Genomic DNA, 12,219 nt, shown 5'->3' with positions numbered 1-12,219 from the left:
TTCAAATTGATAGAAATCGATGGTTGTACCTTAACATGTCCGCTCTATTTGAAAAAGTGCCTGATGTCATAAATTGACGTATGCATGATAGACTAAGGTCATAAGACCCTATGGCTTTCTCAGACGAAAAAACCCACTGTAACGGAGACAGCAGGTTGTTTTTTGAAGATATTAATTTGTATTGAGGCCTCCGCCATTCAGCCCTTCTTTGATATAGCCGTTCACTTGGCTATTAGAGAGCAAGCCAATATGACCGATGCCATAAAGCTGGATGTTTCGCGCTCCTTGTAACCGAGACAAGCTATTGATGACAATTTGATCATTGAGACTGTAAATAGATGTATAGAGGATCTTTTGATTAGGATCTGTACCCGGCAGCGCCGTTGATGACACTAAACCATTAGCCCCGCCAAGCGTTACGACATTTTGAATCTTATTGCCCCCGCCTAAATATTTAATATAGTACAGCGTATTGGCGCCTCCCATACTATGAGCCACAATATCTACTTTTTTTGCCCCCGTCTCTTTTAAAACACGGTCAACATATGAAGCAAGCTGCGGGCCGTTATTTAGGTTATTTCCTGTTTTATCATAAAAATCAATTGCATACAGTTTGTTGCTTTGCCAGCCTTGAGAAATTAAGTAGTTTTTAATAGCGAAAAAGTTGTATGATGCACCACTTATTCCATGAACAAAAACGACAGGATTATGTACTGATTCAGCTTTTGCGCCAGACGGCGGAGCGGCTAAAACAGATAGAATCAGCGATAAACAAATAATGAATGCCATAAGTACTTTTTTCACGTTTATTCCCCCTTAAAATGTTTACACCACCAATTTCCTATTATACATAAAAAATCAATATGGTTAATATTTTTTCTGAAAATTAAATTTAAATCTCTTTTATATTGACGGAGATAAATCGGATACCTTCTGACAAACCTTTTATCTTCATTTCCAAAGAGCCCGGTTGTGTTCCCTTCCTCCCTTTTCTATAATAAGGGAAATAGGCAGTTAGAATCACAGTTGAGCACCGGCTTATCTGTTTTGCGAAACAGCCAGACACGGAGGATAGCATGAGAGTATTAAAATACGCCATATTAGGGCTTTTGCGAAAAGGCGAATTGAGTGGATACGATATTACGAGTTATTTTAAAGAGGAGCTCGGCCAGTTTTGGAGCGCCAAGCACAGCCAGATTTACCCTGAGCTCAAAAAGCTGACGGATGAAGGATTTATCACGTTCCGGACAACGATTCAGGGCACAAAGCTGGAGAAAAAGATGTACACCCTGACAGACAGCGGAAAGCAGGAGCTGCATGACTGGCTGATCCGCCACCAGCCGATACCCGAGACGGTGAAGGATGAATTTATGCTGAAGGCTTATTTCATTTCTTGTCTATCGCGCCAGGAGGCTTCTGATTTGTTCAAAGACCAGCTGCAAAAACGACAGGCCAAGCTTTCTGACTTACAGGGAAGCTATGAAAAGCTTATGGCTTCAGCAGAGCCGATGTCATTTTCTTCACCGGACTTCGGCCACTATCTTGTGCTAACGAAAGCGCTGGAGCGGGAGAAAAATTACGTTTCTTGGCTGGAATCAATTTTAGCTATGATAGATAAGGATTAACCGCAGTTCAGGCTACACCCATACGAATGTACCCACATGCAAAAAAACATCTGCCTAAACGGCAGATGTTTTTTAGGCTCGGAGCGCCTTAAGCCCCGCTGCGAAAGTGATCGCAGCAAATGCAAGCAAAGTGCCGCAGATTCCGAGAATATCTGTGACGTGGGCACCGTTAGCGATAATCTCTGTCAGCCCGCTCATCGCCCACTTTTGCGGAAGAAATTCAGCGATGGATTGCATAAATTTCGGTTCAATGTCGATCGGCCAATACATCCCGCTCACCATACATGTTGCGATGATGAACAAGTTACCGAACGCAAGCTGCTGTTCTGGCGTTCTGACATTGGCCGCAATCATCAATCCAATGCCGACAACGGTCAGCAGAAAAAGCGACACCAACACCATAACCGCAGCCGGATTCCCCCAGTTGATGCCAAACAGCCAATGGGTTGCGAGAAGCAATATGCCAAATTGAATCCAGCCAATAACAAAGAAGGAAAGCACATACCCAGCACCGATTTCAGCTCGGCTGACAGAGGTTGTAAGCAATCTGGACCATACGCCGTTTTTTCTTGCTTCTAAAATGGTTCCAGCCGCTCCCATCATGGTCAGCATGACAAACAGGATGGAAAACCCTGCTGCTCTGGAGGCTGTGTCACTTGCTTCCGCACCCTCTTTTTTATCACTGAGCGTCTGTCGTGTTACTGCCGGAACTGTATCTTCATGTTTTTTGGCGAAAACGGTTTTATACGCAGCCTTCCAGTTCTCTCCCGCTGTCTGCGATGCCGTTTTTGCCGCGGTCACCTGAAAATTGAGCGTTGCCAATGTGCTTTCTGCATATTGTTTGACCATCGGCGTTTCCGACAGCTCAGGGCCGTGACGGAAAAGCAGCTCAGGGTTTTTGCCTTTTTCCAGCTGTGTCTGGAACGAGCGGGAAATGACGATGATCCCGGCAATTTTCTTTTGTTTCAGCTTTTCTGACGCTTTGCTTTCAGACATTTTTTCGAATACATACATATCATCGTGTGCCTTCAGCTGCCGAATATAATGCTGTGAGAGAATCGTATCGTCCTGATCAACGATTGCAAGCCGCACCTTATCATCATTGCCGCCGAGCATACTCCCAAATACAAAGGTAAGCAAAAGCGGGGCAGCAAACATGATCAAATAGTTCTGCGGCTTCTTAAAAATGAGAGAAAGCTCAATGCCGCAAATGGCTATGATTTTTTTCACCTTTTGTACCCTCCTTATCTTGTATGAAGCCGTCTGATACCAATTACAAGTGAACAAAGGCCGATCGCCGCAAAAAGAAGCACAGGCTTTTGAAGGTCAGCCCAGCCTCCCCCTTCCATTAAAGAAAGAAAGCCGTCAAGCGCCCAGCGATTTGGCACCGCTTTGGATACAGACTGCAAGACGTCCGGAAATTGGTACAGCGGCAGCATGGACCCGCCCAGAACCGCAAGCAATTGAATGCCGAAGCCGCCTATCGCATCTGCAGATTTCATATCGCTGATGCACGACGCAAGCAGCATTGAAATACCAGATACAGCTGCGGCGTAAGAAAGCCCGTGTACACTCACAAACAGCAAATTGCCGCCCCAGTCCACACCAAATACATTGATTGTGACGATCAGAAATATGAAAAATTGTATGATGGCAAAAAGATACGTCCCAAGCCATTTTCCGAAGAGAATGACGGATTTTTGCGCAGGCGTCATCAGCATTCTGGCAAGCGTCTCCGTATCCTTTTCCTGTAAAAACGATTTCGCCCCGACTGTGATATGAAACAGCATAAACATGCAAAGCATTGCAGCCGAATAGTATTGAAAACTGGTAACGGCTTTGCTTCCGACAGATTTTTCCGCAATAGTCAGCTTGTCACCTGTTTCTTTTTCTAGCGTCTTTGCCAGCTTTTCTGCAAACTGTGCAGGGTCAAGTTTTCCTTGCTGTACAGCTTCCGTTTTGCTGATGTAGTCCATTGAGGCTGACGCGGCTTCCTTTACCGCTTTATATTGCTCTATAAAAGAGCTGGCAGCTGTTTCGATGATGGAACTTTTCAATGTTTGATCAGGTGCGGCATAAACAACAGCTGAGGTTTTGCCGGCTTCCCAATGGTTCGGGATGACGATGTCTACATCAATTTTCTTTTCATCAATCAGCTTCTTCATCTTGTCTTCGCTGCCAGCTTTTGTGGCCTTTATCGACTTCATTTTTTTGAGAACATCTTTTGTAAACATGTTCGCTGCATCTGACTGGTCTGATTGAATGTAGCCGACTTTGATGTCATCAATCCGGCTGCCTCCGTCAACAACTGATCCGAGCGCCGCGCCTAAAATACATGTTAGGATGAGCGGCATTAGGATAAGCAGCATAAATCCTTTTCTGTCCGTGATTCTGATTTTGACATCTTTCCAGGCGATCCATATGCTTTTTTTCATAGCCGTCCCTCCTAATCCCGCAACGTGCGGCCGGTCAGATTCAGAAACAGGCGCTCCAGATTCGGTTCCTGCACCTGAAGGGACAGCAGGTTTATATGATGAGCAGCAGCTTTAGCAAGCAGGCTGGTGACGACTTTCTCATGATGAGCCGCAGAAATGTCAATTTTGAGCTCTGACTCTTGGACTGTTACATCATTCACATGAGCCAGGGAACGGATCGCCAAAAGAAACGCTTCATCGATCCCGCTGACCGTGAGCTGAATGATGGTATCGCCCCCAAGGCGGCTGCACAAATCAGTTTTTGTGCCAATCGCAATCATTTCCCCCTGATCAATTATCCCGATCCGGTCGCATAAAAACTCAACTTCTTCCATGTAATGACTCGTATAGATCACCGTCATGCCCGTTTCGTTGAGCTGTTTGACCGTTTCTAAAATGTGATTTCTCGATTGAGGGTCAATACCGACAGTCGGTTCATCCATAATCAGCAGCTCGGGCTTATGCATTAAAGCCGCACCGATGTTGATTCTTCGTTTCATCCCCCCGGAGAACGTTTCAATCTTATCTTTAGCCCGCTCAGTCAGACCGACATATTCAAGGACCTCAGCCGATCTTTTTTTGGCCTCACCGTGCGTAAGTCCGTACATTTTCCCCCAAAACATAAGATTCTCATGAGCCGTCAGCGTCGGATATAATGCAATTTCCTGCGGAACAATGCCGATTTTTTGTTTCGCTTTGGCCGTTTCTTTTCCGATGACATAGCCGCCCACCGTGATGTTCCCGCTGTCATGCGGCACAAGGCCGGAAATCATCGAAATGGTTGTGGATTTCCCCGCACCGTTTGGCCCGAGCAGACCGAACGACTCCCCCTTTTTGAGGGAAAAAGAAATGCCTTTCACGATTGTTTTTTTTCCGTATGCCTTTTTGATGTTTTCTGCTTGCAGCACGTCGTCTCACTCCTTTTTTTGATCCATTGCCATTGTAGAAGAAAGAAAGGCGTGCGGCATGTAGCGGCAGATAGAACATAGGGCATGAAAAAAAGGCCTGTAAAAGGCCTTTTCAGAGAAGCGTATATGCAAAACGTCATATGTCAATAGACAGATACACCATATCTGACCGAGTAAATGGCGGCTTGGGTTCTGTCCCTGACAGCCAGCTTGCTGATAATATTTGAAACGTGGTTTTTGACTGTGCCTTCTGTAATGAAAAGCTTTTCGGCAATTTCTTTGTTATTCAGCCCGTACCCCAGCTCAGCCAGAACTTCGATTTCGCGCTCGGTCAGGTCGAGCAGCTCCTTAGGTTTTTCTATCTCATTTATTCCTTTCAGCTGTTTTTCACGCTTCCATTCATTCAGCATTTGGGCAGTCAATTCCGGCGGAAGCACCATTCCGCCAGAATGAACAGTCATCACCGCTTTTACAATCGTATCTGCCGACATATCCTTCAGCAGGTACCCGCTTGCTCCTTCTTCAAGCGCTTCAGCAATCAGCGCTGAATCCTTAAAGGTTGTCAGCATCAAAACCTTTACGCCGGGCAATGAGCTTGTGATTAATTTTGTTCCCTCCACCCCGTTGGAAACCGGCATGCGGATGTCCATTAATACGATATCCGGCTCCAGCTCTTTCGCCTTTTCGAATGCTTCCTGTCCGTTTCGCGCCGTTGCGATCACATCGAGCTCTTCTCGGAGCTGGAGCAGGGATGCCAGCCCTTCTCTGACGATATCCTGATCGTCGGTAATGATGATCTTAATCATGATAAACTCTCCTTTTGCTGCACGGGCCTGAAGCTCCATTTTTTATTGGCAAGTGAAAATTCTGCATTTACAGTAAATCCTTGATCCTGTTCGCTTTCAAAGCGGATCGTTCCGCCATGCTCCGCTGCCCGCTTTTTCATATTCAAGAGGCCAAAGCCAAGTGCCGCTTCGGGATTGCCTTTTCCGTCATCCTTAATGACAAGGCTGATGCTGTCCGTTGTGCAGGCAAGCTGTATCGAACAAGCTGTGGCGCCGCCGTGCCGTTTGGCATTGGTCAGCGCTTCCTGCACCGTTCTGATCAGGGTCGGATGAAGAGACAGCGGAATGATTGCAGGATCGCCGCTGACCGCAAATTCTGTTGTGACCCCTGCATTTTTGCAAAAGTCCTCTGTCAGCTGTTTCAGCGATTCGATTAGCGAAGGATCGTTTTCAGTTTGCAGAGTGCGTACTGATAAGCGGACATCATCAAGCGCTTCACGGGCAAGTGTTTCACAGACACCTACTGTCTCATCCGCTTTTTGGCTGTCTCTTTTTTGCCATTCACGCAAAAGCTGCAGCTGGACGAGAAGGGCCGTCATTTTATGCCCCACTGTATCATGGATTTCCCGCGCCATTCTGTTCCGCTCGTAAATGGCAGTCAGCTCTTCAACCTGCTTCGCATATAAATGGAGCTCCTGATGTGCAGCAGACAGCGCCAGATGGGACTCCGTCAGTTCCTGAAACTGCTGTTTTGCCGTATCCTGCGCATCCAACAGCTTGCGGATTAATTTGCCCACGACACCGCAGAAGACAACGAATGTCATGCTAGTCAAATGATCAATGACAAATTCATTGCCGAACATCGCATATGTACGGATGAGGACGGTCAAAAATAAAATAGAGGAAAGACATAAGACAGACCATGCTGTTCTTTTAGGAAACCCCCGCAGAAAAAAGGCGACCGCAACCGGACAAAGCATAATAATGAACAAACCTGTGCCGGGAAAGATAAATCCGAACGAAAAGCCGATTGCAATATCAATCAGGCAGAACCAGATGGCATTTGTCTCTTTTGTCAGCAAAACATGATTGGCTGCATACATGGCAGCACCTGCTGCTATAAATACATATCCAAACCAGTTATCCTCTTTCACAATGGACAGATACATTAAACAGCTCACCATCAAGGTGAACATTCTCGTAAAAAAAAGAGCTTTCACGCTCATCACTCCCGATACCCAATTCCCTTCTTATCATACCTGCCTCAGGGCATTTTTGACAGGAGTTTCTGGAAAATAAAAAATCCCCCTGCCGTTATTTCGGCAAGGGGATTGCAGTTAAATCACAAATGTAATATAGGCGCCGGAAACAGGGTCTTTCACACGAAAGCTGTTTTCCGTCTCTTCAATCGAATACCCGGCATGTTTGACTCGGTTTGCCACCAAATCCAGCTCCTCTTGGTGAGGCAGGACAACAGTGTAATAATCTAGTCCGCTGGCATTTGTCGGTTTAGGCGGCGCATTTCTTCCCGCCCAAATGTTTAAGCCGATATGATGGTGGTACCCCCCGGCTGAAACGAAGAGGGCGGACATGCCCGCATAGTTTCCGACAATGTCAAAGCCCAGTACATCTGTATAAAACGCCTTTGCTTCTTTCAAATCACTGACATGCAGATGAATGTGTCCGATGATTGTATCGTTCGGAAGCGATGTTTTCCGCTCATCTCCTGCCTCTTCCAGAAGGCCCTCAATGTCAACAGCGGTTGTCGTCATGACATAGTTTCCTTCCCGATCACGCTGCCACGTGCTGCGGGGGCGGTCAGCGTACATTTCAATGCCGTTTCCGTCAGGATCAGACAGGTAGAGCGCTTCGCTGACAGCATGGTCTCCATGTCCGATAGCAATGCCGTGTTCAATTAGGCGGGCGAGCGCGATCCCAAGTTCTTTCCTGTCCGGAAGAAGAATCGCAAAGTGATAAAGGCCTGTCACAGACCGTTCAGGCAAGACGACAGCGCTCGGATTTTCTTCAAGAATAAGCAGTACGCGTTTCCCGTCAGCCGTTAATTCCGCTTGGCGATCCGTCTTTTTTAAGACTTGAAAACCGATGACGTTACAGTAGAACTGAAGCGAACGCTCCAGACTGCGAATTGTGAGTTTGGCATAGCCAATGTGTGTATCCTCATGAATGCTGGTCATGCTGCATGCCTCTTTTCTTATGCTGAAACGTTTCCGTTCTTTTTTCCTTTAAACACAAATGGGTCCAGCGCCAGGAATCGACTTCCAGTAAGCGCCAGGTGAATGGATGTCAAAAGCAGAAGGTAATCAAATTCTGCATTGCCCATGAATGGCGCTTTCAGCTTAACAGTGATGATGGCGCCGATCAGTGTAAGAGCGAACAGTACACCGACAATACGTGTAGCCAATCCGAAGAAGACAAGCACTCCGCCAATGAGTTCAATCGCTGCGATGACATACGCCATAAAGCTTGGAAGGCCTATGCTGCCGAAAAATTGGATGGTGCCCTCCATTCCCTGAAACTTTGATAAACCGTGAACAAAAAAGATAATACCTGTAATAACTCTTAAAAGTAATGTGCCAATTTCAAATGATTTATTCATTTTATCCTCCTTGATAAATGTTATCACTTACTTAATGTAAGCTAGTATATATACATAACTTGTTTACGTCAAGTAATTTTGTTACATTTTACGAAAATGAAATAAAAGTACTATAAAACTGTAACAAAAAAGACCTCTGTGCAGGACAAAGGTCTATTTCTCAAATTGGCTTTCATATAAGTCACTGTAAAATCCTTTTTGCCGAATCAGCTCGTCATGGCTGCCTTTTTCAATCATTTCACCGTCTTTTAGCACCACAATCTGGTCCGCTCTTTGAATGGTGTTCAGCCTGTGGGCAATGATGACGCTTGTTCTTCCTTCCATTAAACGGGCGAGCGCTTCTTGAATGTTGACTTCTGTAACGGTATCAATGTTGCTTGTCGCTTCATCCAAAATGAGAAGAACCGGATCGGCAAGCACCGCCCTCGCTATAGAAATCAACTGCTTCTGTCCTTGACTGATGCCCGAACCGTTTTGCGTCAGCACGGTGTCATACCCTTTTGGCAGCCTTTCAATAAAACTATGGGCATTCGCTGTTTTTGCAGCGGCTTCGACTTCCTGATCAGAAGCATCAAGCCTGCCGTAGCGAATGTTTTCTCTGATCGTTCCCTGAAATAAGAAAGAATCCTGAAGAACAAACCCCATGTTTTTTCTCAGGCTTGCTCTAGTAAGGGTTTTAATATCTGTACCGTCGATTAAAATTTTTCCTTCGTTAGGCTCGTAAAAACGGGCGAGAAGATTAGTGACGGTTGTCTTCCCCGCCCCCGTCGGTCCGACAAACGCGATGGACTGCCCTGCAGGCACGGTAAACTGTAAATGCTTCAGTGTCTGCTGCCCTTTATCGTAACCGAAGGACACATCCCGGAATTCAATGCTGCCTGTTTGGATGGGCTGATGCACGGCGTTCTTTTCATCCTCGCGCTCTTCTTTTTCATCAAGCACGTCAAACACCCGTTCAGCGCCGGCGATTGCGGACAGCATCGTATTAAACTGGTTGGCCAGATCGTTTAAAGGGCGTGTAAATTGTCTTGAATACTCGGCAAAGACAACGATGGAGCCGATCGAGATCCAGCCTTTCAGCGCAAACAAACCGCCGATTGCCGCTATCATTGTAAAACTTAAGTTATTCAAAGAGTTCATGACCTTCGGGATAAACCCGGAAATCGTCTGCGCCCAAAAGCCCGACGTCTTGAGTGCAGCGTTTTTTTCGAGGAATTCAGCAGTAATCTGCTTCTCACGTGAATATGCTTTGATGACCTTTGCGCCTGAAACAGATTCCTCAATATACCCATTCAGATCACCAAGGTTTTTCTGCTGTTCTTTAAACAGCTTTCCCGTTCGGTTGGTGATCCATTTCAGGCTCGCTGCCATCACCGGAATAATGGTCAGCGTAATCAATGTAAGGAGCGGGCTCATGTACAGCATCACCGCAATCGTCCCGACAAAGGTGATCACGCTTGACAAAATTTGAATGACTGACGTGTTTAAGGTAGAACTGACATTTTCGATGTCATTCGTCACCCGGCTCATCAGCTCGCCGTGCCGCTGTTTATCAAAAAATGGAATCGGCAGCTCATGCAGATGGGTGAACAATTCGCTTCTCATTCTGAAAACCGTGCCCTGCGAGATCGTAATCATCCAATAGTTTTGAAACCAAAGCGACAGGGACTGAATGATATAGATAGCGAGCAGAAGAAGCAAAACAGGAATCAAGCCGCTGACCGTTTTCCCGACGATAAAATGGTCGATGGCCTTTCCGATCACAAAGGGACCAAGGAGCCCGAATATGGCGCTGATGACAACCATCAGCATGACAAGTATGAGCAGTCCTTTTCTTTCAGCCAAGTAAGACCAGATTCGTCTCAGTGTGCCCTTTGTATCCTTTGCTTTCGCCCGCTTTTTCGCGCCTTCTTTTTTGTCAATTGGCAGTTTGGGATATTGGAAAGGCTTGCGGATGTCTTTTAGCATGACTCGCTCCCCTCCCTTCCGAATTGTGACTCGTAAATGCGCTTGTATAACTGAGATTCAGAAAGCAGCTCACTGTGAGTGCCTTTTTCAATCAGTTCGCCGTCCTCAAGCAGCAAAATCTGATCAGCTTTCATCGCCGTGGTTATTTTTTGTGTAATGATCAAAGTTGTGCAATGGTATGTGCTGATTGCTTCAAGCAGCTTTGCCTCCGTTTGCAGATCAAGCGCGCTTGTGCTGTCATCTAATAGAAGGATAGCCGGTTTTCGAATCAGCGCCCGCGCAATGGAAATTCGCTGTTTCTGGCCGCCGGACAGGTTGACGCCTCTTTGCCCCAAAACTGTGTCATATCCATTTGGGAGCTTCAAAATCGTTTCATGAATTTGCGCATGTTTGGCCGCATCCATTATTTCATCTAGTGAAGCATTTTCTTTGCCCCAAGCGATGTTTTCTTTGATTGTGCCGGAAAACAAGAGGACTTCCTGCGGTACATATCCAATTTGCCTGCGCAGCCCTTCAGCCGGAATATCTTGAACCGGCTTTTCATCTATGTAAATGCGGCCTGAATCCGGCTGATAAAGCCGCGGAATGAGCTGAAAAAGCGTGGACTTGCCCGAGCCCGTCGCACCGAGAATCGCGATCGTTTCTCTTGGCTTTGCGGAAAATGAGACATTCCTGAGCGCTTCTCTGTCCATTTCAGGATAGCGAAAGGATACATGCTGAAACTCAATCCGTCCTGACAAACGATCAGATATGGTGCCTTCCTCCCGCTCGTCGCCTTCTGTTTCAAGCACCTCACCGATTCTATCCCCTGAAGCCTTCGCCCGGGTGAAAATCATAATCAAAAACGGAAACATCGAAAGCGCGCCTGTAATTCGTGTTGCGTAGTTAATTATCGCAACAACATCGCCAACCTGAGTGCTTCCGCTCGTAATACTGTAGGACCCCGCCCACAAAATCAAAAGGATGCAGAGATTCATCAAAAGCATCAGTACAGGCATCGTGAATTCCACAAGCTGAAAGGCCGAAACCGTTTTTTCCATCAGCCTTGTGTTGGCTTTGATAAATCGTTTGACTTCGTGGCTGCCGCGAAGCAGCGCTTTGATCAGCTTGATTGCAATTAAATTTTCCTGCATGATGGTGTTCACTTGATCCAGCCTTTTCTGCACTGAGCGGAACAGTGCCCCGCCTTTCCTTAATACCCATAGCAAAAACAAGATCAGGATCGGAATGGTCACAAGCAGAAAAAAGCCGAGTTTCACATTAACGGCAAGCGACAGCACAATGCCGCCTGCAATCATTAAGGGAGCCCGCAGCATAAACCGCAAACTCATAAAAATCATATTTTGAACCTGTGTGACGTCGTTTGTCAGCCTTGTAATATAAGAAGAGGACGAAAACTGTCCAAATGTGGAATAGGAGAAGGACTGGATTTTTTGGAAAAGCCCTTTTCTCGTATCATAGGAAAAGCTTTGGCTGACATGGGCGGCATAAAAGGAATTCAGCATCCCCGCCGCAAAGGATAACACGGTCAGCCCGATCATGACCGCGCCCCATATCCATACATGCCGCAGATCTTGCTTCAATATCCCATCATCGATGATTTTTGCGATCAATAAAGGCTGCATCAGTTCAACTGCAAGCTCCGTCAACATAAGAATCAGAGCAATTCCCGCCAGCAATGAATATGGTTTTAAAAACGACAAAGCCTTTTGCATGTAAAAGCCTCCAAACCCCTTTTAGCAATATGTACTTTTTATTTTAATTGTTTATAAGACTTGATGAAAGAATTTTACTGTCATGAAGTGTTATGAAAGCATAGAAAAGCACTGAATTTATCGATAA

At 46.1% G+C, this 12,219-nt stretch carries 11 protein-coding genes; 1 reads left to right on the top strand and 10 read right to left on the bottom strand.

The window, feature by feature from the left end; genetic code table 11:
• Window positions 1-171: 171 nt before the first annotated feature.
• Complete coding sequence (estB, locus tag NSQ12_RS04460; RefSeq protein ID WP_230488078.1) at window positions 172-804, bottom strand: esterase EstB; 633 nt, start codon at window positions 802-804, stop codon at window positions 172-174.
• Window positions 805-1,076: 272 nt separating this feature from the next.
• On the opposite strand from estB, the gene padR reads away from it, so the two are divergent.
• Window positions 1,077-1,625 carry a transcriptional regulator PadR gene (gene padR / locus NSQ12_RS04455; RefSeq protein ID WP_003233588.1) on the top strand — a complete coding sequence of 183 codons (549 nt, stop codon included), beginning with the start codon at window positions 1,077-1,079 and terminating at the stop codon, window positions 1,623-1,625.
• Between the two features lie 72 nt (window positions 1,626-1,697).
• Here the strand turns inward: padR and lnrN are convergent, their stop codons facing one another.
• From lnrN to NSQ12_RS04410, 9 genes are all read right to left on the bottom strand, one after another.
• Window positions 1,698-2,855, bottom strand: coding sequence for a linearmycin resistance permease LnrN (gene lnrN, locus NSQ12_RS04450; protein WP_339176036.1), 1,158 nt, complete (start codon window positions 2,853-2,855; stop codon window positions 1,698-1,700).
• A gap of 14 nt (window positions 2,856-2,869) precedes the next feature.
• Entirely contained in the window at window positions 2,870-4,060 is a 1,191-nt protein-coding gene (gene lnrM, locus NSQ12_RS04445; RefSeq protein WP_339176034.1) for a linearmycin resistance permease LnrM, read from the bottom strand.
• 11 nt (window positions 4,061-4,071) lie between these two features.
• Window positions 4,072-5,007, bottom strand: coding sequence for a linearmycin resistance ATP-binding protein LnrL (lnrL, locus tag NSQ12_RS04440; RefSeq protein WP_339176032.1), 936 nt, complete (start codon window positions 5,005-5,007; stop codon window positions 4,072-4,074).
• A gap of 143 nt (window positions 5,008-5,150) precedes the next feature.
• A complete protein-coding gene (gene lnrK, locus NSQ12_RS04435) occupies window positions 5,151-5,813 on the bottom strand; it encodes a two-component system response regulator LnrK (protein WP_339176030.1) in 663 nt (220 codons plus the stop codon).
• Complete coding sequence (lnrJ, locus tag NSQ12_RS04430) at window positions 5,810-7,012, bottom strand: two-component system sensor histidine kinase LnrJ (protein WP_080477803.1); 1,203 nt, start codon at window positions 7,010-7,012, stop codon at window positions 5,810-5,812. The genes lnrK and lnrJ overlap by 4 nt, the downstream gene beginning before the upstream one ends.
• Before the next feature lie 117 nt (window positions 7,013-7,129).
• On the bottom strand, window positions 7,130-7,987 hold the full coding sequence (gene catE, locus NSQ12_RS04425; RefSeq protein ID WP_003233597.1) for a catechol 2,3-dioxygenase: 858 nt from the start codon (window positions 7,985-7,987) through the stop codon (window positions 7,130-7,132).
• Window positions 7,988-8,004: 17 nt separating this feature from the next.
• A complete protein-coding gene (catD, locus tag NSQ12_RS04420; RefSeq protein WP_003244204.1) occupies window positions 8,005-8,409 on the bottom strand; it encodes a DoxX family oxidoreductase CatD in 405 nt (134 codons plus the stop codon).
• 153 nt (window positions 8,410-8,562) lie between these two features.
• Entirely contained in the window at window positions 8,563-10,377 is a 1,815-nt protein-coding gene (locus NSQ12_RS04415; protein WP_042978122.1) for an ABC transporter ATP-binding protein, read from the bottom strand.
• The gene (locus NSQ12_RS04410; RefSeq protein WP_029726857.1) at window positions 10,371-12,092 is read right to left on the bottom strand and encodes an ABC transporter ATP-binding protein; all 1,722 of its coding nucleotides are present in this window, start codon (window positions 12,090-12,092) and stop codon (window positions 10,371-10,373) included. Before NSQ12_RS04410 ends, NSQ12_RS04415 begins: the two co-directional genes overlap by 7 nt.
• Window positions 12,093-12,219 lie beyond the last annotated feature (127 nt).

Source organism: Bacillus sp. PS95 (assembly GCF_037963565.1).
Lineage (GTDB): Bacteria > Bacillota > Bacilli > Bacillales > Bacillaceae > Bacillus > Bacillus subtilis.
The sequence above is the reverse complement of the archived record's forward strand: the minus strand, read 5'-3'. Positions and strand labels throughout refer to the sequence as shown.

What these genes read in the sequence shown, in the direction of transcription:
- padR (WP_003233588.1), top strand. Translation starts at nt 1,077, where the DNA reads ATGAGAGTATTAAAATACGCCATATTAGGGCTTTTGCGAAAAGGCGAA.
- catE (WP_003233597.1), bottom strand. Translation starts at nt 7,987, where the DNA reads ATGACCAGCATTCATGAGGATACACACATTGGCTATGCCAAACTCACA.
- catD (WP_003244204.1), bottom strand. Translation starts at nt 8,409, where the DNA reads ATGAATAAATCATTTGAAATTGGCACATTACTTTTAAGAGTTATTACA.
- NSQ12_RS04415 (WP_042978122.1), bottom strand. Translation starts at nt 10,377, where the DNA reads ATGCTAAAAGACATCCGCAAGCCTTTCCAATATCCCAAACTGCCAATT.
- lnrK (WP_339176030.1), bottom strand. Translation starts at nt 5,813, where the DNA reads ATGATTAAGATCATCATTACCGACGATCAGGATATCGTCAGAGAAGGG.
- NSQ12_RS04410 (WP_029726857.1), bottom strand. Translation starts at nt 12,092, where the DNA reads ATGCAAAAGGCTTTGTCGTTTTTAAAACCATATTCATTGCTGGCGGGA.
- lnrM (WP_339176034.1), bottom strand. Translation starts at nt 4,060, where the DNA reads ATGAAAAAAAGCATATGGATCGCCTGGAAAGATGTCAAAATCAGAATC.